The organism is Undibacterium sp. FT79W (assembly GCF_014284215.1).
GTDB lineage: Bacteria > Pseudomonadota > Gammaproteobacteria > Burkholderiales > Burkholderiaceae_D > Undibacterium > Undibacterium aquatile.
This window is the reverse complement of the sequence record NZ_JACOGB010000006.1, coordinates 27,636-53,439: the sequence shown is the minus strand read 5'-3', so window position 1 is coordinate 53,439 and position 25,804 is coordinate 27,636. Positions and strand designations below refer to the sequence as shown.

The 25,804-nt window shown below is 48.8% G+C and carries 21 protein-coding genes, 1 tRNA gene and 1 other RNA gene; 7 read left to right on the top strand and 16 right to left on the bottom strand.

Annotation, left to right across the window (positions count from 1 at the left end; all coding sequences use genetic code 11):
• The first annotated feature begins 118 nt into the window (after positions 1-118).
• Positions 119-1,090: an ornithine cyclodeaminase family protein gene (locus H8K38_RS11685; protein ID WP_186885016.1), complete on the top strand. Its 972-nt coding sequence runs from the start codon at positions 119-121 to the stop codon at positions 1,088-1,090.
• A 67-nt stretch (positions 1,091-1,157) separates the two neighbouring features.
• On the opposite strand, the gene H8K38_RS11680 is transcribed toward H8K38_RS11685, so the two are convergent.
• The 3 genes from H8K38_RS11680 to rpoD form a co-directional block, all read right to left on the bottom strand.
• Complete coding sequence (locus H8K38_RS11680; protein WP_186885015.1) at positions 1,158-2,606, bottom strand: DEAD/DEAH box helicase; 1,449 nt, start codon at positions 2,604-2,606, stop codon at positions 1,158-1,160.
• Between the two features lie 6 nt (positions 2,607-2,612).
• Positions 2,613-2,690 (bottom strand) — tRNA-Ile (locus tag H8K38_RS11675).
• Positions 2,691-2,859: 169 nt separating this feature from the next.
• On the bottom strand, positions 2,860-5,079 hold the full coding sequence (gene rpoD / locus H8K38_RS11670) for an RNA polymerase sigma factor RpoD (protein WP_370587097.1): 2,220 nt from the start codon (positions 5,077-5,079) through the stop codon (positions 2,860-2,862).
• Between the two features lie 163 nt (positions 5,080-5,242).
• Here rpoD and H8K38_RS18450 point away from each other — a divergent pair, with 163 nt between their 5' ends.
• Positions 5,243-5,911, top strand: a complete 669-nt coding sequence (locus H8K38_RS18450; protein WP_186885014.1) for a hypothetical protein — start codon at positions 5,243-5,245, stop codon at positions 5,909-5,911.
• Between the two features lie 177 nt (positions 5,912-6,088).
• Here the strand turns inward: H8K38_RS18450 and dnaG are convergent, their stop codons facing one another.
• The 4 genes from dnaG to H8K38_RS11645 form a co-directional block, all read right to left on the bottom strand.
• Complete coding sequence (dnaG, locus tag H8K38_RS11660; protein ID WP_186885013.1) at positions 6,089-7,885, bottom strand: DNA primase; 1,797 nt, start codon at positions 7,883-7,885, stop codon at positions 6,089-6,091.
• Positions 7,886-7,935: 50 nt separating this feature from the next.
• The gene (locus tag H8K38_RS11655) at positions 7,936-8,382 is read right to left on the bottom strand and encodes a GatB/YqeY domain-containing protein (RefSeq protein WP_186885012.1); all 447 of its coding nucleotides are present in this window, start codon (positions 8,380-8,382) and stop codon (positions 7,936-7,938) included.
• A 127-nt stretch (positions 8,383-8,509) separates the two neighbouring features.
• Positions 8,510-8,722 (bottom strand): 30S ribosomal protein S21, encoded by a 213-nt coding sequence (gene rpsU / locus H8K38_RS11650; RefSeq protein WP_005877634.1) that lies wholly within the window; start codon positions 8,720-8,722, stop codon positions 8,510-8,512.
• 286 nt (positions 8,723-9,008) lie between these two features.
• Positions 9,009-10,205: an NAD(P)/FAD-dependent oxidoreductase gene (locus H8K38_RS11645; protein WP_186885011.1), complete on the bottom strand. Its 1,197-nt coding sequence runs from the start codon at positions 10,203-10,205 to the stop codon at positions 9,009-9,011.
• Here H8K38_RS11645 and H8K38_RS11640 point away from each other — a divergent pair.
• Both H8K38_RS11640 and H8K38_RS11635 read left to right on the top strand, forming a co-directional pair.
• Positions 10,204-10,419, top strand: a complete 216-nt coding sequence (locus tag H8K38_RS11640; RefSeq protein ID WP_186885010.1) for a hypothetical protein — start codon at positions 10,204-10,206, stop codon at positions 10,417-10,419. The genes H8K38_RS11645 and H8K38_RS11640 overlap by 2 nt on opposite strands.
• A gap of 249 nt (positions 10,420-10,668) precedes the next feature.
• The gene (locus H8K38_RS11635; protein WP_186885009.1) at positions 10,669-12,918 is read left to right on the top strand and encodes a TonB-dependent receptor; all 2,250 of its coding nucleotides are present in this window, start codon (positions 10,669-10,671) and stop codon (positions 12,916-12,918) included.
• Between the two features lie 91 nt (positions 12,919-13,009).
• On the opposite strand, the gene ybiB is transcribed toward H8K38_RS11635, so the two are convergent.
• The 5 genes from ybiB to H8K38_RS11610 form a co-directional block, all read right to left on the bottom strand.
• The gene (ybiB, locus tag H8K38_RS11630; RefSeq protein ID WP_186885008.1) at positions 13,010-14,002 is read right to left on the bottom strand and encodes a DNA-binding protein YbiB; all 993 of its coding nucleotides are present in this window, start codon (positions 14,000-14,002) and stop codon (positions 13,010-13,012) included.
• A 4-nt stretch (positions 14,003-14,006) separates the two neighbouring features.
• Entirely contained in the window at positions 14,007-14,462 is a 456-nt protein-coding gene (locus H8K38_RS11625; RefSeq protein WP_186885007.1) for an EVE domain-containing protein, read from the bottom strand.
• 91 nt (positions 14,463-14,553) lie between these two features.
• Positions 14,554-14,734: non-coding RNA, 6S RNA (gene ssrS / locus H8K38_RS11620), on the bottom strand.
• A 77-nt stretch (positions 14,735-14,811) separates the two neighbouring features.
• Positions 14,812-15,123 carry a cell division protein ZapA gene (locus H8K38_RS11615; RefSeq protein ID WP_186885277.1) on the bottom strand — a complete coding sequence of 104 codons (312 nt, stop codon included), beginning with the start codon at positions 15,121-15,123 and terminating at the stop codon, positions 14,812-14,814.
• Between the two features lie 11 nt (positions 15,124-15,134).
• Positions 15,135-15,359, bottom strand: coding sequence for a DUF904 domain-containing protein (locus tag H8K38_RS11610; protein WP_223826996.1), 225 nt, complete (start codon positions 15,357-15,359; stop codon positions 15,135-15,137).
• Positions 15,360-15,797: 438 nt separating this feature from the next.
• On the opposite strand from H8K38_RS11610, the gene trxA reads away from it, so the two are divergent.
• Together trxA and rho are read left to right on the top strand one after the other, a co-directional pair.
• Entirely contained in the window at positions 15,798-16,124 is a 327-nt protein-coding gene (trxA, locus tag H8K38_RS11605) for a thioredoxin TrxA (protein WP_186885006.1), read from the top strand.
• A 214-nt stretch (positions 16,125-16,338) separates the two neighbouring features.
• Positions 16,339-17,601, top strand: coding sequence for a transcription termination factor Rho (gene rho / locus H8K38_RS11600; protein WP_186885005.1), 1,263 nt, complete (start codon positions 16,339-16,341; stop codon positions 17,599-17,601).
• Between the two features lie 159 nt (positions 17,602-17,760).
• Here rho and H8K38_RS11595 read toward each other — a convergent pair whose 3' ends face one another.
• The 3 genes from H8K38_RS11595 to H8K38_RS11585 all read right to left on the bottom strand — a co-directional run bounded on the left by H8K38_RS11595 (position 17,761) and on the right by H8K38_RS11585 (position 23,789).
• Entirely contained in the window at positions 17,761-19,191 is a 1,431-nt protein-coding gene (locus tag H8K38_RS11595) for an efflux transporter outer membrane subunit (RefSeq protein ID WP_186885004.1), read from the bottom strand.
• A 2-nt stretch (positions 19,192-19,193) separates the two neighbouring features.
• Positions 19,194-22,361 (bottom strand): efflux RND transporter permease subunit, encoded by a 3,168-nt coding sequence (locus H8K38_RS11590; RefSeq protein ID WP_186885003.1) that lies wholly within the window; start codon positions 22,359-22,361, stop codon positions 19,194-19,196.
• A 102-nt stretch (positions 22,362-22,463) separates the two neighbouring features.
• Positions 22,464-23,789 carry an efflux RND transporter periplasmic adaptor subunit gene (locus H8K38_RS11585; RefSeq protein WP_186885002.1) on the bottom strand — a complete coding sequence of 442 codons (1,326 nt, stop codon included), beginning with the start codon at positions 23,787-23,789 and terminating at the stop codon, positions 22,464-22,466.
• 382 nt (positions 23,790-24,171) lie between these two features.
• Here H8K38_RS11585 and H8K38_RS11580 point away from each other — a divergent pair, with 382 nt between their 5' ends.
• Complete coding sequence (locus H8K38_RS11580) at positions 24,172-24,882, top strand: TetR family transcriptional regulator (protein ID WP_222610836.1); 711 nt, start codon at positions 24,172-24,174, stop codon at positions 24,880-24,882.
• A gap of 39 nt (positions 24,883-24,921) precedes the next feature.
• Here the strand turns inward: H8K38_RS11580 and H8K38_RS11575 are convergent, their stop codons facing one another.
• Complete coding sequence (locus H8K38_RS11575; RefSeq protein WP_370587092.1) at positions 24,922-25,551, bottom strand: trimeric intracellular cation channel family protein; 630 nt, start codon at positions 25,549-25,551, stop codon at positions 24,922-24,924.
• Positions 25,552-25,804 lie beyond the last annotated feature (253 nt).

Sequence of the window (25,804 nt, the reverse complement as noted above, 5' to 3'; positions counted from 1 at the left end):
TGAAAACTGGCCTGCAAACGAAGATGGGCTGAATGCATATTTTTCACCTCTTCTTCTTTGCCGACTCGATATGATGTGCATTTGATTCTTACCAGAAGTCTCTTGTGATTCTATCTATATGATTCCATTTATAAGCAAAGAAAAAGTACGGCAGGCATTGCAATATCCGCAGCTAATACACGCGTTACGGGAAGCTTTTCAGCAAGAGATCATTACCCCCAAACGACATGCACATCAACTATCGGAACAGGCCAACTCAAGTTTGCTCTTGATGCCAGCATGGAATCCGTCCGGTCATACTGGTGTGAAATTAGTCACGGTTGCGCCACAAAATATAGACACTCCGACGGTGCATGCGATATTCATTTTATTTGATTCGATCACTGGCGTACCGCTGGCCTTCATGGATGGTGAGGAAATAACGCAAAAACGAACTGCAGCAGCATCGGCGCTCGCTTCCAGTTTTTTATCCAGAAAAAACAGCAGTCATTTACTTCTCGTCGGCAACGGCAGTCTTGCACCGCATATGGCACTCGCACATTGCCATACCAGACCGATCGATAAAATCACGATCTGGGGCCGCTCTGCAGAAAAATCAGAACGTTGCCGTCAGACGTTAATGTCTTTCACAGATTTACCAAAGGGGATCAAGATTGAAGTAACCAGCGATCTCGCCGGATCCTGCATGTCTGTAGATATCATCACCTGCGCAACAACAAGCAGACAAGCCATCATCAAAGGAGAATGGATACAAGCAGGTACGCATCTTGACCTGGTTGGCGGTTTCAAACCGGATATGCGGGAAGTTGACGATGAACTGATGGCAAAGTCTGTCGTCTTCGTGGATACGTTCACGGGAGCATTAGCAGAGGCCGGCGATATTCTGCAGGCGCTGCAAAGTGGCAGCTTAAAGAAAGAAGCGATTGTTGCCGAGCTTGCCGATCTCTGCTCTGGAAGACATACCGGCCGTCGATCGGAACAGGAAGTGACGGTATTTAAGTCAGTAGGAACAGCTCTGCAAGATTTGTGTGCCGCGAACCTCGTCTGGCAATCTCACCAGCAGGAAGCTAATGAAAAAGCATCTGTCTGAGTTTTTCAACAATGAAATCGTCAACTGAGATCCGCTATACGTGACCTCAGTTGTCATTGAGGAGCGTTCAGACTTTAGGGATGCCACCCAGTAAAGCTGCACGTTTTTGTGGCTTCACGTCGGTATTTTCACTGGTTTTAGCAGAGCTACCGGTTTTCAGGGAAGAGGATACAGCTGGCTCATAAGGCTTCAAGAACCACGGGTCCACTTTTTCTCTTGGCGGCTGATAACCTCGCGCAGGCTTTTCGCTACGCTCAGCACGCTCGGTAGTACGTTCAGATTTATCGCGCGCCGGACGACTGCGCTCCACTTGATGGGTAACAGGGACAAAACCAGCGAGAGTCAATCTGACAATTTTCTGTTTGATCAGCTTCTCAATATCGACGAGCAAGCGCTCGTCCTGATCCGTGTACAAAGAAATGGCGTCACCTTTAGCACCAGCACGCCCGGTACGGCCAATACGGTGAACATAGTCTTCGGCGTTATACGGAAGATCGTAATTGATCACGCAAGGCATTTCGGATATGTCCAGACCACGTGCAGCCACATCCGTCGCCACCAGCACTTCCACTTCACCGCGTTTAAAATCTTCCAGCGCGACCATACGTTCATTTTGCGATTTATCACCATGAATCGCAGACGCTTTCACACCTTGCTTAACCAGATGGACGGCGAGACGTGACGCACCGATTTTCGTGTTACTGAAAACAATCACTTGCTTCAAACCACGCTCACGAATAATGAAGGAAACCGCATCGCGCTTCTCATCTTCCGCGACCTTGTACAAAATCTGCGTCACGTTGTCGGATGTTGCGTTACTACGAGCCACTTCTATCGTCTGTGGATCGTTCAAAAAGCTGGCTGCCAGCTTTTTAATTTCAGGAGAAAAAGTCGCTGAAAACATCAGGTTTTGTCGCTGCTTAGGCAACAGATTGATGATGCGTTGCAGATCCGGTAAAAAACCCATATCAAGCATACGATCAGCTTCATCCATCACCAGAATTTGTGTCTGCGATAAATTAATCGTCTTTTGCTGAACGTGATCGAGCAAACGCCCCGGTGTTGCAATCACGATTTCCACGCCGGAACGCAACATGGCAACTTGTGGCGCCATATCCATGCCACCAAAGACAACTGTGGAACGTAACGGTGTGAAGCGAGAGTATGCCTTGACGTTCTCAGCAACCTGATCCGCGAGCTCACGCGTTGGCGTCAGTATCAAAGCACGGACAGGGTGGCGCGCCGGCGAGGCACTGGTACTCGCATGAGCGAGCAAACGCTGGATAATCGGTAAAGAAAATCCTGCTGTTTTACCAGTGCCCGTTTGTGCGGCGCCCATCACATCCCTGCCTTGCAATACAACAGGAATTGCTTCCGCTTGTATTGGCGTAGGGTGGACGTAACCCTGCTCAGTCAAAGCACGCAGAATATCAGGAGATAAGCCGAAATCTTCAAACTTCACTTTGTGTTCAGTCTGGTCGGAAGGGGAATTGGGGATGGACTTAATATCAGTCATGGTAAATGGTGGGCCTCCCGTGAGTCGAACACGGTACCAACGGATTATGAGTCCGCTGCTCTAACCAACATGAGCTAGAGGCCCAATTCTTTCTGCAAGCTCTGCCTGCTGTAATCTGAGGTTAATCCAGGTTTGGAAATCACTTCAGGATTTGCAGGAAAAGCCCGATGCTGCCGCCTGCAAAACATTGCGCTGAAAACTCAGCTCAATATATTAACGGGCGCTGAAAAAAATCAGCGCCAATTATATAACATTAATTACCTTCAAGGAAGCTCTTCAGCTTATCTGAACGTGATGGGTGACGTAACTTACGCAATGCTTTTGCTTCTATCTGACGAATCCGTTCACGTGTCACGTCAAACTGTTTACCAACCTCTTCTAAAGTATGGTCAGTCGACATTTCAACACCAAAACGCATACGCAATACTTTCGCCTCACGTGGCGTCAGAGAATCCAGCACATCTTTAACGACATTGCGCATGGATGCGTGCAGAGCTGCATCTGCCGGCGCCAGCGTGTGATTATCCTCAATGAAATCGCCAAGATGAGAATCATCGTCGTCACCGATCGGTGTTTCCATCGAAATCGGCTCTTTCGCGATCTTCATGATCTTGCGGATTTTATCTTCCGGCATTTCCATCTTGATCGCTAACGTTGCCGGATCTGGCTCAGCACCTGTCTCTTGCAAAATCTGACGCGAGATACGATTCATTTTGTTAATCGTCTCTATCATATGCACAGGAATACGAATCGTACGCGCCTGATCGGCAATCGAGCGGGTAATCGCCTGACGTATCCACCATGTCGCATAAGTGGAAAACTTGTAACCACGGCGATATTCAAACTTATCCACGGCCTTCATCAGACCGATATTACCTTCCTGAATCAAGTCCAGGAATTGCAAGCCACGATTGGTGTATTTCTTCGCGATAGAAATGACCAGACGCAAGTTTGCTTCAGTCATTTCACGCTTTGCTTTACGCGCCTTCATCTCACCAGCCGACATCTTTTTATTGATGCCACGCAGATCAGGCAATGGCAATACCACACGCGCCTGCAAATCAATCAATTTCTGTTGCAATTGTTGAACCGCAGGGACATTGCGTCCAAGAATCGCGCTATAGGAGTGCCCTGCATTCACTTCGCCCTCAACCCAGCTCAGATTGGTTTCATTGCCGGGGAAAACTTTAATGAAATGCGAACGTGGCATACCACAACGGTTCACTGCCACATCCAGAATTTGTTTTTCAATATGACGAACTTCGTCAACCTGTCCACGCAAAGTATCGCAAAGCTTTTCAACTACTTTGGCAGTAAAACGAATGCCAAGCAGCTCATTCGAAATAGCTTCCTGAGCTTTGACGTAAGTCTTAGAGTTATAGCCTTCTTTCTCATAAGACTTGCGCATTTTTTCAAAATTAGAAGCAATGATTTCAAACTTGGCGAGCGCATCACGCTTCATTTGCTCTAACTGTTCAGAAGATATTGCGGCAGCGGCAGCGGCACCGCCATCCTCATCTTCTTCCTCTTCATCTTCTTCCTCGTCCTCATCTTCATCAGATTCTTCTGCGGCAGCAACGACAGCTGGTGCAGGAGGCGCGTCTTCGGTCGCGTTTGGATCGACCAGACCATCGACGATTTCATCGATTTTTATTTCGTCTGCGGCAATTCTGTCGGCCGCTGCCAGAATTTCTGCGATTGTCGTAGGACATGCTGAAATCGCCTGAATCATATCCTTCAGGCCTTCTTCAATCTTCTTCGCAATAACGATCTCGCCTTCGCGAGTCAACAATTCAACCGAGCCCATTTCACGCATATACATGCGAACCGGATCGGTAGTGCGCCCGAAATCAGAATCAACAGTTGACAATGCAGCCTCGGCTGCCGCTTCCACTTCATCATCATCCGTCGTGACAGTAACGACGTTATCGGATAACAACAATGTTTCAGCATCAGGGGCGCGCTCATAAACTGCAACACCCATGTCGTTAAAGGTACTGATGATGCCTTCGATCGCTTCAGGATCAACAACATTTTCTGGCAAGTGATCGTTAATCTCGGCAAATGTCAGATAGCCGCGATCTTTACCAAGCTTAATCAGTGTTTTCAGTTTCTGACGACGACGTTCGAGCTCTTCCTCTGTCGCCTCTGGGTCAGAGGAAAACGCGTCCTTCAATAACGCTTTCTCTTTTGCTTTGCGATCTTTTGCCTTCGCCTTATCGATTGCCTTCATTTCCGCGCGTTCAACCGCATTCAATGCTGCAATTTCTTCGTTTTCCGGCTGGTATTCTTTTGGTTTGCGGCCACGGCGTCCAGGCACCTTTACTCCGGGCAAAACATAGCCGGACGTATCGATAGCAGCAAGTACGGCAGCGTCTGTAGTCTGACTGACGGTAGGCGCAGATCCGGTCTTGATTTCCTGAACTTCAGGTGCAGCAGCTTTCGCTGATTTCTTGGTAGGTTTGGTCACTATCTTTGAATCGGTTTTGTTAGTTGTCACGGAAGCTTTCGATGTTGCGGATGGTACTGATTTAGCTCGGGACGACTCCGTTGTCACTCGCTTTTGCTTACCTTCAGCCTGATGAACTGCACCTTCCGCCAGCTTCTCATCAATTTTTTTTGCTTTCGGTGGCGCCTTGACTGCAACCTGCTTTACAGTCGTTTTCACAGTCGTTTTTTTAGATGGGACGCTAACTGATTTCTTTATATCTGTTTTTGCAGCAACCGACTTTGATACCGTCTTTTTGACTGCCGGCGCGGACGCTGTCGCTTTACTTACTTTAGGCGCTTTGATATCTTTTGCCCCCGTTTTTTTACCCGCCACACTAACAGTTACTGCAGCCTTTGCTTTTGCGACAGCCTTAACTGGCGCGACTACTTTCGGTGCTTTGGCAGCGACGGGCTTACTAATGGCTTTGGACGGCGCTTTCGGGCTGGTAGTTTTTGTTTTGGCTACAACTGCCTTACTCACCGTTTTTGCTGCGGTGCTGACACCTGCATTTTTAGATGCCTTTGCCGTAGTTTTTTTAACCGTTGTAGGCATCAGGGTTTTCGAGGGTTTCTTCATTGCGCTAGCCATTGAATCAAACCATCCGGAACTGAGGAAGTCGCCTGCTGACATATTCTGCAAAAAAGACATACTCCTGCATCAGACCAGACGATCTGTATGCGGAGCAAACCATTTTTGCTTCAGACTTCCCGAGTCTCAGCGCCAGTGTTTTGGGTTACTCGGAGGAGCATTACGCTCACCTAAACAACACATTTTGCGACAATCAAATGATTTTACGCAAAATGAAACAACCTAAGACCTTGAATCGTAAGCCTTTAATTATACCACGCGAGCGTCACATTCTCTAGCCCAAAGCCAGAGTAACGACAACTAAATTGATAAAAAAATAGGCAAACCATTCATCGTCACGGACATACCCGGAACAAATTCAGACGAAAAAATTACAAATTAATCAATAAAAACTGTAGTGAGTTTATTGGCGGCTTCCAGCTTCTGCGGCAGCCTCTTTGCGCAAATCTTCCTGCAACTGCATAATTTCACGCCAGCGCGCCTTTTCTACTTCAGTGCGCAAACCGGATGCCACCAATCTTTCTGCTTCATATTTGAGCGCCTGAGAGCGAATCTGTCGAATGGCACCAAGCAATTCCAGCCTGACCAATTCGGCATCAGCATCGGTCTGGCCTGCCACTTCCGCGATCAAGCCATCGAAATCGGAACTAACGACACGCAATCGCTCAGCCAGCGCTGCAAATTGCGCCCCCTCGCCCATCTCTTTCGCAATACCGACTAACTGCATCAACATCTCTGCGCCATCCGGCGCCAACAATGCCGCCTCAGCAAGAGCAACGTCGTCGAGCATTAGCGCTAAGGCTGGATAAGCCACGAGTATCCGCATAATCTGGCGCTCAAGGCCAACCGGCGCACTGCGTTTCGACCGTGGCGGAGCAAGCTTCTGACGGGCAACTGGCTGGGAAAGCTCAAACAAAGCCTCTATCTCGGCGGGAGTCGTCTGCGTCACCTGCGCCAGATTGCGCACCATTTGCAAACGCAACCCAGAAGGCTGCATCGTTTGCAGCAAGGGTTTAGCGTCAAACTGCGTTTTTGCGCGCCCCTCTGCCGAATTGAGATCATGATCAGCGATCATCTCCCGCATGAAAAACTGGGACAACGGCATCGCCTCATGTACTTGCTGCTCAAACGCGTCCGCGCCGAATTCACGGATAAAGCTATCAGGATCATGCTCGGCAGGCAAAAACAGAAACTTAATAAATTTATCGTCATTCGCATGAGGTAAGCAGGCATCGAGTGCACGCCGGGCAGCACGGCGGCCGGCAGTATCACCATCGAAGCTAAATACAACATGATCTGTCTGCCGCAACAATTTTTGTACGTGAGTTGGCGTACAAGCCGTTCCCAGCGTCGCAACGGCTTGCGGAAAACCCATTTGCGCCAGCGCAACGACATCCATATAGCCTTCAGTGACCAGCACATAACCTGCATCCCGAATCGCCTGGCGCGCTTCAAATAAACCGTAGAGTTCGTAGCCCTTCTGGAATAGCGGCGTTTCAGGGGAGTTCAGATACTTAGGCTCGCCCTGCTCCATAATGCGCCCGCCAAAACCGATGATCTGCCCCTTCGTATTGCGAATCGGGAACATCACGCGATCGCGGAAACGGTCATAGCGCTTGCGTCCACCACCTTCTTCGTCGCTTTTATCGATGACCAGCCCAGCCTCAACCAGCTCAGGTGCCTGATAGTCCGCAAAGACAGAACGCAAACCATCCCACGCATCCGGCGCAAAACCCAAACCGAAACGAGCGGCAATCTCCCCGGTCAGACCACGCTTTTTCAAATACGCAATCGCTGGCGGCGCCGAGCGCAACTGTTGCTTGTAATACTCCCCGGCCTTGGTCATGACTTCTGACAAGGCCAGACTTTTAGCCTGCACCTCCGCCCGTTGCGCTGGCAGCATGCGATCTTCTTCAGGAACGACCATGCCATTGCTTTGCGCCAGATCACGAATGGCATCGACAAAACTCAAACCTGAGTATTCCATCAAAAACCCGATGGAGCTGCCATGCGCACCGCAACCAAAGCAGTGATAAAACTGCTTGGTCGGGCTTACGGTAAAACTGGGGGATTTTTCATTATGAAAGGGACACAAACCCATATAGTTTGCGCCACCTTTTTTCAGCTGGACGTATTTACCCACCACGTCAACAATGTCAACGCGGGCGAGTAAATCCTGAATAAAACTTTGTGGAATCAAGTCTGCTTACCGGTTTTTCAACCGCCGCGATTGACAAATAAAATACAAAATTAACGGCTCAAAGCGGCTTTCACCAAGCCGGATACTTTTCCCATATCTGCGCGGCCGGCGAGCTTCACTTTTAACACGTCAATTACTTTACGCATATCCTGCGGACCTGCAGCGCCAGTCTCGGCAACAGCAGCAACAACCGCCGCCTGAACTTCCTCATCAGACAAAGCTGCTGGCATATAGGTCGACAGCACAGCCAATTCCGCTTTTTCGATATCGGCCAGATCCTGGCGGCCACCCGCTTCGAATTGCTGAATCGAATCTTTACGCTGCTTGATCATTTTTTCAATAATGGCGAGGATCATGCCGTCATCCAACTCAACGCGCTCATCGACTTCTTTTTGCTTCATTGCTGCCGTCAACAAACGGATAGTCCCGAGCTTGCCAGCTTCCTTGGCACGCATCGCGGCTTTCATATCATCGGTGATTTGCTCTTTTAAGCTCATGACTTACCCCTGAGTAACTGAATCAGATAAAAATAATAAAGCCCGCTGCGGCTGACCGGAGCGGGCATGCAATACCTAGGCAATGCAATACCGAAAGTATCTGACTACGCCAGACACTAAATCGGAATTAATACATTTTCTTAGGCAATTGCTGACTACGAATACGTTTGTAGTGACGCTTAACTGCTGCTGCCAGCTTACGCTTACGCTCTGCAGTTGGCTTCTCGTAGAACTCGCGAGCGCGCAATTCGGTCAACAGACCGGTCTTTTCGATAGTGCGCTTGAAGCGGCGCATGGCGACTTCGAACGGCTCGTTTTCTTTAAGGCGAATTGTGGTCATGTAAGTTCAAACCAATGAAAGATTTATAGAAGAACGAGATATTAGCAGGCTTTTGCAGATATGGGAAGGACGATGATTAAATCTTACGCAAAAAACTTGCCTCACCCTAGCAAAAAACAACAAGAAGTCAACACCTCAAGCCATATTTTTTAAGAAAAATGGGGAGTATCCGGCAAAAACGAATAAATGTCCGCGTTAAATCTGGGGTTTAAAATATACTCCCCCCAGTATATTTAGCCTCTCCAGATTGCCTCTGCTCTCGCTACTTCAGATTGGGCAAACCGGATCACACTGCCATTCCGGCAGCGCTACCCGAAGCCCATGCCCATTGGAAGTTATAACCTCCCAGCCAGCCAGTGACATCCACCGCCTCACCAATAAAATACAGTCCGGGAACTTTGTTTGCCATCATGCTCTGCTGCGACAACTCTCGCGTATCCACTCCGCCACGCGTCACTTCAGCCTTGCGATAACCTTCAGAACCATTAGGAATCAGTTCCCAGCGATTGATTTTTTCGGCCAGCAAACGCAAACGCTTATCCTGCATATCCGCGATTTTTAGATTGCCATCGAACGCATGCGCCGTCAGCAGGCCATCAATCAGGCGTACCGGTAAATATTGTGACAAATAATTTGCCAGATTCTTTTTTGTCGTCGTTTTAGCCGCGATCAAATCTTCTGCCAGATCGATTTCCGGCAACAGATTAATCCGGATAGGCGTACCCGGTTGCCAGTAACTTGAAATCTGCAATACGCCCGGCCCCGACAAGCCCCGGTGCGTGAACAGCAAATCTTCACGGAACAGCACTTTGTTCTTCTTGTCGCCGGTCTCAATATCGACCTCAAGAGAAATGCCTGACAACGGCACAAACGGTTCCCACGCAGCCGCATCAAACGTCAATGGCACCAAAGCGGGTCTGGTCTCTATGATTTTCAAACCAAACTGACGTGCAATCTTGTGTGAGAAATCGGTCGCACCAATCTTAGGAATCGATAGCCCACCCGTTGCAACGACGACCTGCGCCGCCATGATGTCGCCTTGCGACGTCTGCACGACAAAGCCAGCATCTGCCGTTTGCACATCAGTGACAGCACAAGACATGCGCCACTGCACCTTACCCAGATCACATTCCGCCTTCAGCATGCGAATGATGTCTTCGGCACTATCGTCACAAAATAACTGGCCTTTGTGTTTTTCGTGCCAGGCGATGTTGTGGCGCTTCATCAGAGACAAAAAATCCTGCGGGGTGTAGCGCGACAAAGCACTTTTACAGAAATGCGGATTCTCTGACAAAAAATTGACGGGGCTGGCATACAGATTCGTGAAATTACAACGGCCGCCGCCAGAAATACGGATTTTTTCCGCGAGACGGCTGGCATGATCAATCAACACAACACGTTTGCCACGCTGCCCGGCCACCGCCGCACACATCATTCCTGCCGCGCCGGCACCGATTACAGCAACATCAAATTGTTTATTCATGGCAGCCTCAAAAAATTCAGGCGTGATTGTAGCGGAATCCACTTCTGCTACGGACAATAACAATCAGCAATACGAATCAGAATGGCGCTACCACACGACGCCGCCAACACGTCAGCTGCTTGATTTGCGGTTCAACCAGCGATGCTGCTTTACAGTGCAAAATCGCCTCATCGTAAAAATCGCGCCATCGGACTCAGCAAATGCTGAAAACTGAGGATGCTGATCGCGGAGTGCCCGACTGTTTGAAATTCACCACACGATTTCGCTCATATCTAAACTTATTTTTGTCATAAAAGAGTTAACACTTGACTTGATTTACATCAAAAGAGATAACTAATTGCAGCCGCAAGCAAACGTTTGCGCAGCGACGATCAAACAAAGAACACCATCGTCGCTACGCACACTTCTGGCTCATTAATGCACTCAATCTGGTCACTGATCAACCACTACGGGGACTCCCTTCATGCAAAAGTTATCTTCTCATTCCGTACTGAAAGTACAAGCTCGCAGTCTGATTGCATTAGCAATCGCATCTGCGTTTCCTATGCAGTCTGCATGGGCGCAGGAAGCAAGCAACGATACAACGAAACTGGAAACAGTCATCGTCACCGCAAACCGCCGCGCTGAAAACATCAAAGAAGTGCCGATGTCCATTTCCGCCATTAAAGGCGAGGCGCTTGATACTTATAACGCCAGCGGTCAGGATATCCGCTTCCTTTCAGCGCGCGTGCCCAGTCTGAATATCGAATCCGATTTCGGTCGGTCTTTTCCACGGTTTTATATCCGTGGCCTGGGTAACACTGATTTCGATCTGAATGCGTCGCAACCTGTCGGGCTTATTTTTGATGATGTCGTACAAGAGAGCCCTATTCTCAAAGGCTTCCCGGTTTTTGACGTCGATCAGGTTGAAATTTTACGCGGCCCGCAAGGCACACTGTTTGGTCGCAACTCGCCAGCTGGCGTGCTGAAATTCGACTCAGCAAAACCAACGAACCGCTTTGAAGGTTATGGCAGCCTCGGTTACGGCAACAATAATGCAGTGAATCTGGAAGGTGCCATCAACGTGCCGCTCAGCAAAGAATGGGCGATGCGCTTCTCAGGTCAGGCGCAAAGCCGTGATGACCGCGTGACCAATCCACGTTCTACCGGTGAAAAAAATCTGGAAGGCTACCGCGACAATGCTGCGCGCCTGCAGTTCTCTTACAAAACATCTGACTTCAGCGCTCTGATCAATTTACATGGTCGCGACATGTCTGGTAACGCGACCTTATTCCGCGCCAATATCATCCAGAAAGGCACGAATAATCTGGTGCCTAGCTTTGATTACGGAACCTACCCTACCGATGGTTTGAACACCCAAACCCTGACCTCCTCCGGTGCCAGCCTGCGTCTGCGCTGGGATTTGCCGGGCATGAGCGTTTACTCCATCACGGCGTACGACAAAGCAAAATTCTATAGCCGAGCTGACGTTGATGGTGGCTATGGCGTAGGCGCAACCTCTGGCCCAGGATTTATTCCGTTCCCATCCGAAACAGCGGATGGCTTGCCATACCTGCGCCAGATCACGCAAGAGGTGCGTGTCGAGTCCAATACCAAAGATCCTCTGCAATGGATCGCTGGCCTGTACTACTTCAATGAAAAAATCCAGGTTGATAGTTTTGACTACAATACTTTGGGCGGTAACGTGCTAGACGGCTACGCTGTACAGCACCAGAATGCAAAGTCCTATGCAGCGTTTGGCTCACTCAACTATGCAGTGAGCGATCAATTCAAAGTCCGTGCAGGTATGCGTTACACCAAAGACAATAAAGACTTTGATGCACAACGCCAATGGACGCCAGGCAAAGCGATCAGTGCTGGTGGCACATCCATCCTGACGGAGAATCCTAGCGCAAGCAACATCACCTGGGATTTGAGCGGCAACTATGCATTGGATAAATCAACAAACTTGTTTGCTCGCGTTGCAACTGGCTACCGTGCACCAAGTATTCAGGGTCGCATTTTGTTTGCTGATACCCGCTCAGTAGCACAGTCTGAAAAGAATTTGTCATTCGAAGCAGGTATCAAAAAGGATATTCTGGACAATACGGCTCGTGTGAGCGCGACAGTATTCCATTACACAGCAAAAGATTTGCAGCTCACTGCTGGTAGCGGCAGCGTCAATCAAAACAAACTGGTTAACGCAGATAAAGCCGTTGGTCAGGGTTTCGAACTGGATTTACAAGCAAATCTGAACCGCAACTGGAAAACGACGGTAGGTGTCAGCTATAACGATACTGAAATCAAAGATGACAAACTGTTCGTCGCTCCATGTGGCAACGGTTGTACTGTAACAAATACGAAAGGCCCTGTCGCCGGTACAGTTTTAATCGGCGGCAACCCGTTGCCACGTGCGCCTAAATGGGTAGGTAATTTCTCGTTGAAATATTCGACGCAAATCGGTGCCGGTACTCTGTATGCGAATACGGACTGGGCTTACAAAGACAGCTACAACATGTTCCTGTACGAAGCAAAAGAGTACAAAGCAAAGTCTATGCTGGAAGGTGGTCTGCGCGTTGGTTACGTCTGGGCCGATGGCAAATATGAACTCGCAGCTTATGGCCGTAACATCACCAATAAGCAACAAGTCATCGCCGCAATCGACTTCAACAATCTGACAGGTATCGTCAATGAACCACGCAGCTATGGCGTGCAGTTCAAAGCAAACTTCTGATACACCATCGCACATAAAAAAACGCCGGATTTATCGTCCGGCGTTTTTTTTCGTTAATCGTTAGCGGTGCCTTCGCACAATCTCCGGCAAATTACCTCACTAATCGCTGATGAATCAGGCGCGACACCAGCACACAATGCTCTACCTGCGCCGCAATATTCACTGGTACGGGAATTTCGTCATTTAATACGCGCTGTATCCATGCTGCGGTGGTCGCAGCATCGAACTGCTCTGGAATATTTTCAACCTCTCCAACAATCACAGACTGGGTGTGAGCCAAGGTTGTCACCTCACCTTCGTGTATCCAGTCTATCTGCTGTGCACGCCCGGTACTTGCAACCGTTTCGCCTTCGGTTCCACGCATCAAAAAGACATCGCCAGCCTCATGTGGTGCGCGCTGACTAAAGTAGTGCTGCAACATCTGCTGATATTCCGGGTGAGTGTAAGAAGTCAGACGCAAGGCCGGTGTTGTAAAAGGCTGCAGCAACTTCACCAAGGTGTGTGTCGAGTTACGGACACCAAGTATTTTTCGTAAAGCTAGCAAACGTGCGAGGGCTGGAGCAAGCAATTCAACGGGAATAAATGCCGGGCGCGATAAAGACATTTCAAGGCTGACATCGGAGGCATTACTACACACGGGAAAATTCAGCGCAGAAAAAATTTCGGCAGTCGTCACGCGACCAGGGTCATGACTAACGCCATGCACCACCACAGGTACGCCACGACGAGCCAACAAGATTGCCAGTAATGGCGTCAGATTCGCTTTTTTGCGTGCGCCGTTGTAACTCGGTATCAATACCGGAACATAGTTGTTGCTGAGCGGAGCTTCCAGTGCCAGCATAAACGGGCGGGCAGCGTGTAAAAAACCAGCGATCTCATCGATCGACTCGCCTTTGATACGCATCGCCAGCAAAATTGCACCCAACTCAAGGTCGCTGACGCGACCATTCAGCATTGCGGTATATAAGCTTGCAGCATCTTCAGATGACATGCTGCGGGCACCATCTTTTCCCCGGCCAATTTCCTTAATGAATCTGGCGGCTGGAAAAGCTGTTGCAACTGTTTGAGTCAGATCGTCAGTCATCAGTTTATTTATCCAAAATAGCTAATATGGTTTCCCATTCATACGGAGTCACCGGCGTTATCGATAAGCGACTGCCTTTTTGCAGTACCAGCATACTCTCTAACCCGGGTACCGATCTTAACTCTGCAAGGCTGAATAAGCGTGTTTTACGCAAGGCCTTAATATCAACCATCATCCAGCGCGGATTTTCTCTGGTCGACTTAGGATCGAAATATTTACTGTCGGGATCAAACTGCGTATGGTCAGGATACGATGTGCTGCTCACTTCCGCGATACCGGCAATGCCCGGCTGGGCGCAACTGGAATGATAGAACAACACGCCATCACCGATTCGCATTGCATCCCGCATAAAATTTCGTGCCTGATAATTTCTCACACCAAACCACGGCACGCTCTTCATCGCCAGCACGTCATCAATACTGATCTCATCAGGTTCTGACTTCATTAGCCAATAATTCATCGTCGTTTTAGAGGAAGGTAAAAATAAATTGTCGCACATTCAGACGCGCCAAATAAAAAAACGACTGTCAGAAATGACAGTCGTTTCAAAATAAGTCCCCACCGATGCCGCTATGCCGGCATCCTGAACCTAAGCGGTTCAAGTTGGCCACGGTCAGTTCAATTTCGGGTTCATCGAACTAGCGACGCTCACACCCATCAAACAATATCCCACAGCCTATGCACATAAATGGTTCAAGGAATATATGGCACTGGCGAACACGGCAGGGAATTAAAGTTTACTCTCAAATGCGATTGAAGCGAGAACTATTTTGCTCATTTTTGATTAAATTAAGTAATAACTCTAAAAATCAAAATAGATTTTCTTGCGGAGTCAACGCCTGATCCATCACCTCATGCATCTGCGTCATCTTTTGTTTTACTTCCGACAAAGACAATCCAGATAAGGGACCTTCGGGCGATTTAGTTGCCAGCAATTCCGTTGTCATACCCAACGCCGCCATCACAGCAATTCTATCAGTACCTTTGACACGGGAAGAATCACGAATTGCACACATCTTCGCATCAAGATAAGCAGCCGCTTCTCGCAACGCCCGATCTTCACCTTCTTTGCAGGACAACTTGTAAGCTTGTCCCATGATATTGACGTCAACCTGAATCAATTTTTTATCAGTCATGCTGACACCTCTTCATCCTTCAGGACTTCTGCTGGTAATTGTGTCAGTAAAGCAGTAATCCGTTCATGCGCTTGTTGCATACGTTCCCTGACATCCTGATTCTGCGTCGTTAACGCGGTCACCTCATTACGCAAGGCAGCGTTCTCCACCCGCAAGGCGTGGGTAAGCTCAGCAAGCTTGGCTACTTTTTCAGCAAGCAATTCGAAATCGGAAATCATCATATGTTTATGTGTATTGGGGCGCGACAAACCTGACTTGTTATTATACGAGCAAACCCTCGGCATCAGCATCGTGATCTAAAGCTAAACACGTAAATTCAGTGTCTGAACGATGTATTCAGCATCCAGAAACACTTCTCAAACAAAAAGCGCACTGCTTAAAACCAGAAAAATCAGAATGCATTCCCGGGATTTTACGTACCGAATTATACAAATTGGCGCTTAGCATCACACTTTTTTTGAAAATAGGTTATTATTTGACGCATAGCTAACCACGCTTGGTTCTTCATTGGCATATTCAAGGTGAGAAATAAATCTCCGCTATTGAATTTAAGCCAATCGCCGCCAGATCCAACCTCTGAATACGGCGAGTTCCCAACTGCCCGACCGATATTCTGTGGCGCTGTTACCCCTTAATTTTTCCCTCTCGATGAGGATTCCATGAGCGAAAACATCAAATACGTAAGCGATGCTTCTTTTGAAGCTGATGTATTAAAATCTGACAAACCTGTCCTGGTCGATTTCTGGGCCGAATGGTGTGGTCCATGCAAAATGATTGCGCCGATTCTGGAAGAAGTTGCTAAAGAATACGATGGCAAAATTATTGTCGCAAAAATGGACGTTGATGCAAATCAGGCAGTTCCTGCTCAATTTGGCATCCGTGGCATCCCGACACTGATACTGTTTAAAAATGGCGCAGTCGCCGCACAAAAAGTCGGCGCACTGGCTAAAGGTCAGCTGATCTCTTTTATCGATAGCAATATCTGAAAATTTGCTCACCAACTGCGCTGGATGTTCTTTCTGATGGTGTACAATCCTTCAAAAATAAAATCCGGCGCTGTATGCACATTGAGCACAAAGTACAAATACATAAAGAATGCTTAACAGGTCGCTGACCTCAAAAGACAAATAACGATTCTGTTTATTCCGCAGTTCCTCTGTTCACTCCCCCACCTCATATTCCCGTCCCGGGACACTCACCATGCATCTATCTGAATTAAAAGCCCTACACGTATCCGCATTGCTGGAAATGGCTATTGGGCTTGATATTGACAACGCTGCACGTATGCGCAAACAAGAGTTAATGTTTGCGATTCTGAAAAAACGCGCAAAAGCAGGCGAACAAATTTTTGGCGATGGCGCACTCGAAGTATTACCTGACGGTTTTGGCTTCCTGCGCTCGCCCGATGCCAGTTACATGGCATCGACCGACGATATCTATATCTCGCCTTCGCAAATCCGTCGTTTCAATCTGCATACTGGTGACTCGATTGAAGGTGAAGTCCGTACTCCTAAGGATGGTGAACGCTACTTCGCGTTGGTGAAGGTAGACAAGGTGAACGGTGAATCACCAGAAGCATCGAAACACCGTATTCTGTTTGAAAATCTGACGCCTCTGCATCCGAATAAGGTGCTGACGCTGGAACGCGAAATGCGCGGCGAAGAGAATACAACAGGCCGGATCATCGACATGATTGCACCAATAGGGCGTGGTCAGCGCGGCTTACTGGTTGCATCACCGAAATCTGGCAAGTCCGTGATGCTGCAGCATATCGCGCATGCGATCACCACTAATCATCCGGATGTAACATTAATCGTTTTACTGATCGATGAACGTCCTGAAGAAGTGACCGAAATGCAGCGTTCCGTGCGTGGTGAAGTCGTTGCTTCCACTTTCGACGAACCGGCAACGCGCCACGTTCAGGTCGCCGAGATGGTGCTGGAAAAAGCCAAGCGTTTAGTCGAAATGAAAAAAGACGTGGTCATTCTGCTCGACTCGATTACCCGTCTGGCACGTGCCTACAATACAGTTATTCCGGCCTCCGGCAAAGTGTTGACCGGTGGTGTCGATGCCAATGCACTGCAACGCCCAAAACGTTTCTTTGGTGCGGCACGTAATGTCGAAGAAGGTGGTTCATTAACCATTATCGCCACGGCACTGATCGAAACAGGCAGCCGTATGGACGACGTGATCTACGAGGAATTTAAAGGCACGGGTAACATGGAAGTGCATCTGGAACGTCGCCTGGCGGAAAAGCGCGTTTATCCGGCAATTAACCTGAATAAATCTGGCACACGTCGTGAAGAATTACTGATCAAACCAGATCAGCTTCAGAAAATCTGGATTCTGCGTAAGTTGCTGTATTCGATGGATGAGATCGAAGCGATGGAATTCATTCTCGATAAAATGAAAGCCACCAAAAATAATGCAGAGTTTTTTGAAATGATGCGCCGTGGTGGTTGAGTACGGCCATCGCTGTTGAATGAGTGATGGATGTACTTAAAAGAGCCGACAATGAAAATTGTCGGCTCTTTTTTCGTCTTACTGTCTGATATCAATTTCATGAAAATAAAAAAGGCTTCCTGAATTACATCAGGAAGCCTTTTTCTTTAAGCGCACAATTTACTGTGAGATAGCTTTCACTTCCCAACCACCGCCAACCGCTTTATACAAGCTGACAACAGCGCTGAGATGTGCCCGCTGAGTGTCAATCAACGCTGTTTCGACAGCAGCCAGATCGCGTTGCGCGTTCAACACTTCCAGATAGCTGCTGTAACCATTTTTATAGCGTAACTCCGCTAAACGCTGACTATCTTTCAATGCCTTGACGCGCTTCAGATTTGCGCGATAAATCTGCTCATTCGATTCAGCGCTGCTCAACGCATCATGTACGTCGCGGAAGGCTCCTTGTACCGCTTGCACATACTGCGCGGTAGCCTGCGTTTTACGGGCTTCAGCGCCAGAGACCACGGCACCAATTGCTCCCGCACGGAAGACCGGCTGCACCAGATTGGCACCGAGATTCCACAGCAACGATGTCGGGTCAATCAGATCTTTGAATACACGCGACTCGTAACCTATACCTGTCGTCAACTTCAAACTAGGAAAGTACGCCGCCTTCGCCTGCCCGATATCCGCATTCGCTGCCACCAACGTTTGTTCCGCCGCCAGAATATCCGGACGGCGATTCAACACATCAGATGGCAAATCAGCAGGTAAGCTCAGATGTTGGTACAACGCCTGGATATCATTACCACGTGCGATCACTGGTTGCGCGACTGCTGCAGGGCTACGTCCAAGCAGCACTGCTATCGCTGACTCAAGATTGGAGACAGCCAGCTTCGCTTGCGATACGCTGACTTCTGCCGCGGCAGCTTCAGATTCGGCTTGATGCAAATCCAGCTCGCCTGTCGCGCCAGATGCAAAGCGTTTCTGTTGCAAACGCAAATTTTCCGTACGCGTCTGATAAGTAGCCTGCGCTAACGCCAGTTGTGCGTCAGCGGCACGCAAGGCGAAATAACTTTGTGCAAGATTACTGAACAAACTGGTTTGCACCGTCGTACGGTTGTACTCCTGTGCGAATAATCTTGCTTTCGCAGCCTCATCTGCACGAGATAATTTCCCCCAGAAATCGACTTCATAAGAAGCAGTCAAACCCAGCTGGAAATCTTTACTGACCGGCTCAGCGCCAGCGGCCAACTTACCGGCAGTCTCACTGGTACGGACTTTAGAGCCGCTCAGTGTTGCGTCAACACTAGGATAGCGGTTCGACTTCGCGCCAACAGCAAGAGCGCGAGCCTCTTCTATACGCCCTGTCGCCAGCAGCAAGTCCTGATTATTTTTTGCCGCTTCCTGTATCAGATCAAGCAGAACCGGGTCACTGAATGCGCTCCACCATTGCACAAAATCAGTATTGGCCGCTTTACCGCCGGTTACCTCCAGCTTGGCAGGAACCTCAAGCTGAGGACGCTGATAATCAGGCCCGACCGATGCACAACCCACCAGTGCCAGACTCGCGACAATAGTGCTCAGGACAAATTGAGTTTTCAACATAATTACTCCTTCCCTTCTACTTTTTTTTCTTTAATCAGCTGCCCCAGAGGGATGTGATCAGGATGATGGAAGTCTTCAGGGAATGTTTTAAACCGCTTGTCATTAATCAGTTTAAAGAACAAAGGAACAAAGAAGATCGCGAGGAAAGTCGCTGCCAGCATACCGCCCAAAACACCGGTCCCCAGGGATTGACGTGCCGCAGCACCCGCACCGTGTGAGAATGCCAGCGGAACCACACCCAGAATAAACGCCAGCGATGTCATCAGAATCGGACGGAAACGCAAGCGTGCTGCTTCCACCGCTGCTGCAACCGGCGCATAACCCTCGTGCACTTTCATCACCGCGAACTCCACAATCAGAATCGCATTTTTCGCCGACAAACCAAGTAAGGTGACCAAGCCGATCTGGAAGTACACGTCATTATTAAAGTGACGCAGATACACTGCCAGCAGCGCACCGAAGATACCGAAAGGCATCGCCAGCAATACCGAGAACGGCAGCGACCATTTTTCGTACTGTGCAGCCAGAATCAGGAAAATCATTAAGACACCCGCGCCCAATGCCAAACCTGCGGCGTTGCTGCTACGTTTTTCCTGGAACGATGCACCACCCCAGTCATACACGACATCCGATGGCAACACATTTTTCGCTGCACGTTCCATCGCCGCTATCGCCTGACCAGAGCTGAAGCCCGGTTTAGCATCGCCCATGAGTTTAATCGCAGGCAAGGCATTGAAACGTTCTACCGAGTCAGGTCCGGTAATGAACTTGATCGTGGTGAATGCGCGGATCGGTACCATCTGACCATTGGCAGCGCGCACATACATGCCGCCAATATCGTCTGGTTTAGCGCGAAACTGACCTTCTGCCTGTAACTGTACTGTGTAGATACGACCGTTTTTATTGAAGTCGTTCACATAGTAACTACCCATCGTAGCAGCCAGCGTGCTGTAAACATCGGCCAGCGCAACGCCCATCGATTTGGCTTTTTCATTGTCCACATCCACGTACAATTGTGGCGAATTCGCTTGCCATAATGTTTTCACACCTGCGAGTTCTGGCTGTTTGTTCGCTTCTGCAATCAGCAAAGGCAAAATCTCTGCGAGACGTTTAACGCCACCTTCACCAGCATTCTGCAGATAGAACTCGAAACCACCGGTTTGACCTAAACCCTGAATCGCTGGCGGAGCAAAAAATAAAGGTAAGCCTTCTTTAATGCCACCCGTTTTCATATAGCTTTCGCCAACCAGCTGTTGCGCAGATTTACTACGTTCTTCCCACGGTTTCAACGGGAAGAACATCGTCGCTGCGGATGATTTCAGACCACCACCGCCAAGGAAATCCAGACCAACTAACGCAAATGTAGTGTCGATATCCGGATTCGTTTTCATTGCGGCTTCAACTTGTTTGACGACGGCATCGGTACGATCAAGCGATGCACCATCCGGCAAAATAGTCGCGCCGATGAAATAGCCCTGATCTTCATCAGGCACCAGTCCACCAGGGACGGTTTTCCACAGGACACCAGTCAAAGCGACCATGCCGAGCACTAACGCAACGCCTAATACGGCTCGCTTGAGGAAAAAACTGACGCCATTGGTGTAGTGTTTTGTGAAACGCAGGAAAGCCGCGTTAAACCACAAGAAAAACGGATGGTGATTTTCTGCTCCGGGTTTCAATAAAATCGCACACAGAGCCGGGGTCAGAGTCAAAGCAACGATACCGGACAACACTACCGCGATCGAAATCGTGACAGAGAACTGACGATATAATTCACCGGCAAGGCCACCAAGGAAAGCAATCGGACCAAAAGCCGCCACCAGCACCAGCACAATCGCAATCACCGGCCCGGTCACTTCTTGCATCGCTTCAATTGCCGCGTCCTTCGGGGTCATGCCCTCTTCGTTCATCAGGCGCTCAACGTTTTCCAACACCACAATCGCATCATCAACAACGATACCGATCGCAAGCACCATACCGAATAAGGTCAGTGTATTGATGCTGTATCCCAACAAATGCAAACCGGCCATCGTACCAACAAGCGATACAGGAACCGCCAGCGTAGGAATGATGGTTGCGCGCCAGCTTTGCAGAAACAGATACACGACAATGAACACCAGCACCATCGCTTCGCCCAGAGTCTTGAGTACTTCATAAATAGACTCGGTTACAAACGGTGTCGTGTCATATGGTGTTGCGTAACTCATTCCTTCCGGGAATTTGGCCTTCAGGTCTTCCAGTGTTTTCTCAACCGCTTTACGTGTTTCCAGCGCATTTGCGCCGGTTTGTAAGAACACACCGATATTGGCAGATGGATGTCCATTAATACGACCATAGAGGTTGTAATCTTTTGAACCCAGTTCGACACGCGCCACATCTTTAATGCGTATCGTGGCACCACTCTTATCCGACTTCACGATAATATTGGCAAACTGTTCCGGCTCAAGCAAACGCCCTTTGGCGGTGACGGTCATCGTCAACTCTTCGGTATTATTCGGCGTCGCACCAATCTTACCTGCAGCATACTGCGCATTTTGCTCATTCACCGCGTTAGAAATATCTGCCACTGTGACACCAAGCTGCGCCATACGATCAGGACGCATCCAGATCCGCATTGCATAGTCTTTCGCACCGAAAATCTGTACGTTCGTTGTTCCCGGAATCCGCTTGATCGCATCCAACACATTTTGCGTCGCGTAATTAGAAAGATACAAAGCATCGTAACGATTGTCAGGCGAATATAAAGCTGCAACCACCAGGAAATTCGACGAGCTCTTGGAAACTGTCACGCCCTGACGACGCACTTCTTGCGGCAACTTGGCATCGGCCTGACGCACGCGGTTGTTCACGTTCACCGCTGCAATATCGAGATCGGTACCGACTTCGAAGGTCACGTTAATTGACACGCGACCATCTGCAGACGAAACAGAGTCCATATACAGCATATGTTCGACGCCGTTGATCTGTTCTTCAATCGGGGCGGCGACGGTGCGCTCAATCACTTCGGCAGAAGCACCCGGGTAAACGGCAGTCACATTAACTACCGGCGGAGAAATTTCCGGGTAGCGAGAAATTGGCAGGACGCGTAATGCGGCCAGACCAGCCAGCACGATAATCAGCGAAACGACAGTCGCGAAAATCGGCCGGTTAATAAAAAATTTAGAGAACATGAATTATTCCTTGTCGCCCGCTTCTGTCAGAAGTGGGATGTTCATAAAGAATGGAGTGCTATCAACAATAAGCTACGCATCTCTCAATGCGTATCGACACGTTTACTTAGCACTGGCAGCCGAAGCGGCAGATGCAGCAGCAGATGCAGAAGCGCCTTCTTTTGCGGTAGCCGGAGCTGCTGTTGGCGCTGGTGCGGCGTTGGCTGCCTGTGCAGAAATAAGCACTGGCTTCACTGTCATACCAGGATCATGTGCTTTGATCACGCCGTCAACCATCACGCGCTCACCGGCTTTCAGTCCTTTGGTAACAATCCATTCTCCGTGCGACCAGCCGTCAAGCTCAACCGGACGAGGTGCCAGTTTGTTATCTGGTGTCACCACAAAAACAATCTTACCCATCGGCGCATCAATCACAGCGCGCTGCGGTACAGCAAGTGCCCCTATACGTTTTGCCCCTGACAACATGACGCGAACAAATTGTCCAGGACGCAGAGTACCGTCAGGATTAGCCACTTGCGCACGCGCATCAAAACCGCCATTGGCAGCGTTGATACGCTCACTGACAAAATTCATTTTTCCTGTCGTCGGGAACATACTGCCATCGGCCAGTTTCAGCTTCACATCAAAACCTATGCTGCCATTTTTAGCGGCTTTTCCTGGTACAGCAACCTTGCCGCCATTCACCTCTTTGGAAACTTTCAGGTAATCTGATTCCGGAATGCTGAAGTTGACATACAAAGTATCGGTCTGAACGATCGTGGTTAATAAACTGTCTGCGCTGGTGATCAAACTACCGTTCGACTTAGCAGCCATACCAGTCACGCCGTCTATTGGCGCCACGACTTTGGTATAGCCCAGATTCAGTTTTGCTTCATTGGCCTGCGCACGCGCTTGCTTGTAGCTCGCTTCTGCGGTTTCCAACGTTGACTTCGCGTCGTCAAATTCTTTTTGACTAATCGCTTTTTCTGTCGCCAGAGGTGCCAGACGCGCATATTCACGTTTTGCCTGATTCAGCTTCGCTTCTGCAACACCAGCAGAAGCTTCGGCGGAGGCCAGTTGCGTCTGATAAGTTGCTGGATCGATCTGAAATAAGACTGTGCCTGCTTTCACGCGGGAGCCTTCTTCGTATAAACGATTTTCCAGAATTCCCGGAACACGCGCCCGGATTTCTGTTTCTTTCGAGCCTGCAGTCTGGCCCACATATTCAAAATCCACTGCAAGATCACGACTTTCCAGCGCAACTACATTGACTTCTGGCGGAGGCATATTGCCTGGACCAGCATTTTGCCCACCTTGCTTGCCGCACGCAGTCAACACAATTAAAGAGAAACTAATCGCCAGCGCACTGGCCGCGCGGCGAGAGAACAATTGTGATATCTGTGATGACAGGGTCAAGGACTGGGACGAAGGGAAACCTGAGGAGTACATAGAAATTCTTTCTTATAAATGAAAGGACGGTGTGCTATTATATACATACACGAATGTTTGTAAATGAAATTCTGAAATGACCCTATAGATTAGCAAGGCATTCACAGATAACGATGACAACTTGATTACGAATCGTGAAATCATCGAAATTAACGGCAGGTTGTATTCAACAAGCGCACCAAGATTGAGCCCGTTATTATTATCTGGATAGCGTTGTTTCTCATGTAACAAAGTATGAATTTTTCGTAAAAAGAAGTGTACTGCCGCAAACTTCGTGGAAATAGAGTCATTCTGGTATTGCGATAATTGCGCACCCCTCTTAAGATGCCGACCAAAAAGAGGAAAGCGCCTCTTTATAAAAAACGGGGACGCATCAGACAGAGTGATATCAGCGCTTCCGGTTACCTTCGGCGACCGGGCGGCAGATATGGACTTAGCAAGGAAAATCATGGCAAGAAAGACGAAAGAGGAAGCACAGGAAACCCACACGGCTCTTTTAAATGCTGCGGAAGATGTCTTCTCGACCAAAGGCGTGACCAACACAACGCTGAATGACGTGGCATGTGCAGCAGGAATGACGCGCGGCGCTATCTATTGGCACTTTAAAGATAAGAACGCGCTGTTTCAGGCGATGTGTGATCGCGCCTTCCTGCCTATGGAAGCCTTATTGAACGAAATCAGTGATGCTCCCCAAAAAGATCCCATCGCAGCGCTACGCCAGTTGAATATCCACTTTCTGAAGCTGGTATCCAGTGATTCTCGTCAACGCAAGGTATTCGACATTATTTTTCATCGCAGCGAAAAAAATGTTGACCTACCCTACTTCGAAACTGAAAAAGAAAAACGCACAGAATGCCTGAATAAAGTGCAGGTCATTATCGACAATGCAGTAGCTTCAGGCCAGTTGCCGAAGGAGACTGATACATGGATCGCCATGCACGCAAATCATAGTTTCCTGGTAGGTCTCATCGGCGAATGGCTTGAAGACCCAAATGCATACTGCATCAACACGCACGCAGAGGATATGGTGGATATGTTTTTAAGCGGCTTACTGACACGCCCACCGCTTAAAAAAAATCCCCCGTCTGCCTGAGTACAGGGTAAGCGCAGCTACTGGCAGTATTACTCGTATTCAAGCGGGCAACTTCAGATCAAACTTTACTGCCAGCATCCGTAACGCGAAAGTACTGATAATGCCGGCGAGTAAGGCTGCCGCATCGTTAAACTGAAGGTAAGTCATCCCGAGATAAACCCAGCACCCCGTGAAAGCACAGGTAGCGTAAAGTTGCCCGCGCCGGAACACCATCGGTATCTCATTACAGATCACATCCCGCAATACACCACCAAAAATACCGGTAATAACACCCATCATGGCGCAGACAAAAGCCGGCATATCCAACTCCAGTGCCAGCGATGTTCCTGTCACACTGAATAAGCCCAAGCCTAGAGCATCTGCCCACTCGATCGCACTCTCAGTAACAGCATGGCGCAAATGACGAAACAAAGGTGTGGCGATCAGTGCCAGTAAAAAAATCAATATAGGATATTCCTGATTTTCCACCCAAAACAGCGGTCGGCGATCGAGTAACAAATCACGTAGCGTGCCGCCACCGAAAGCAGTAATAAAGGCAACAGTAAACACACCGACCGGATCCATACGCTTGCGCCTGGCTTCTATAAATCCGGAACAGGCAAAAGCCACGACACCTGCCACTTCTATGGTGTGCAACATTGCGTTCATTCCTACATAGCTTCCTGCCATACTCTTCTCACGTCATTCAATCAATGCCAAATTTTAACTGTAGTCCGGCTAATTCATTACATAAAACTAAAACAGCAACGCTGTAGAGATAAACAAAACTAAGAAATCAATCCTCCCTGCATTCATTGATTGATTAGTAAACATGGTAAAACAATCCGATATGGCGCCAACGACCGATCCTATTGTATAATCGCGAGCTTGGCATTTTGCAATCGCGAAATCCATAATTACTTTAACTCTGGCAAGTGATACG

Excerpts from the sequence above, each read along its gene's own strand:
- H8K38_RS11685 (WP_186885016.1), top strand. The coding sequence starts at position 119 with ATGATTCCATTTATAAGCAAAGAAAAAGTACGGCAGGCATTGCAATAT.
- H8K38_RS11680 (WP_186885015.1), bottom strand. The coding sequence starts at position 2,606 with ATGACTGATATTAAGTCCATCCCCAATTCCCCTTCCGACCAGACTGAA.
- H8K38_RS11655 (WP_186885012.1), bottom strand. The coding sequence starts at position 8,382 with ATGAGCTTAAAAGAGCAAATCACCGATGATATGAAAGCCGCGATGCGT.
- rpsU (WP_005877634.1), bottom strand. The coding sequence starts at position 8,722 with ATGACCACAATTCGCCTTAAAGAAAACGAGCCGTTCGAAGTCGCCATG.
- H8K38_RS11640 (WP_186885010.1), top strand. The coding sequence starts at position 10,204 with ATGGCAGCCTCAAAAAATTCAGGCGTGATTGTAGCGGAATCCACTTCT.
- H8K38_RS11645 (WP_186885011.1), bottom strand. The coding sequence starts at position 10,205 with ATGAATAAACAATTTGATGTTGCTGTAATCGGTGCCGGCGCGGCAGGA.
- H8K38_RS11635 (WP_186885009.1), top strand. The coding sequence starts at position 10,669 with ATGCAAAAGTTATCTTCTCATTCCGTACTGAAAGTACAAGCTCGCAGT.
- ybiB (WP_186885008.1), bottom strand. The coding sequence starts at position 14,002 with ATGACTGACGATCTGACTCAAACAGTTGCAACAGCTTTTCCAGCCGCC.
- H8K38_RS11625 (WP_186885007.1), bottom strand. The coding sequence starts at position 14,462 with ATGAATTATTGGCTAATGAAGTCAGAACCTGATGAGATCAGTATTGAT.
- H8K38_RS11610 (WP_223826996.1), bottom strand. The coding sequence starts at position 15,359 with ATGATGATTTCCGATTTCGAATTGCTTGCTGAAAAAGTAGCCAAGCTT.
- trxA (WP_186885006.1), top strand. The coding sequence starts at position 15,798 with ATGAGCGAAAACATCAAATACGTAAGCGATGCTTCTTTTGAAGCTGAT.
- rho (WP_186885005.1), top strand. The coding sequence starts at position 16,339 with ATGCATCTATCTGAATTAAAAGCCCTACACGTATCCGCATTGCTGGAA.
- H8K38_RS11595 (WP_186885004.1), bottom strand. The coding sequence starts at position 19,191 with ATGTTGAAAACTCAATTTGTCCTGAGCACTATTGTCGCGAGTCTGGCA.
- H8K38_RS11590 (WP_186885003.1), bottom strand. The coding sequence starts at position 22,361 with ATGTTCTCTAAATTTTTTATTAACCGGCCGATTTTCGCGACTGTCGTT.
- H8K38_RS11585 (WP_186885002.1), bottom strand. The coding sequence starts at position 23,789 with ATGTACTCCTCAGGTTTCCCTTCGTCCCAGTCCTTGACCCTGTCATCA.
- H8K38_RS11575 (WP_370587092.1), bottom strand. The coding sequence starts at position 25,551 with ATGGCAGGAAGCTATGTAGGAATGAACGCAATGTTGCACACCATAGAA.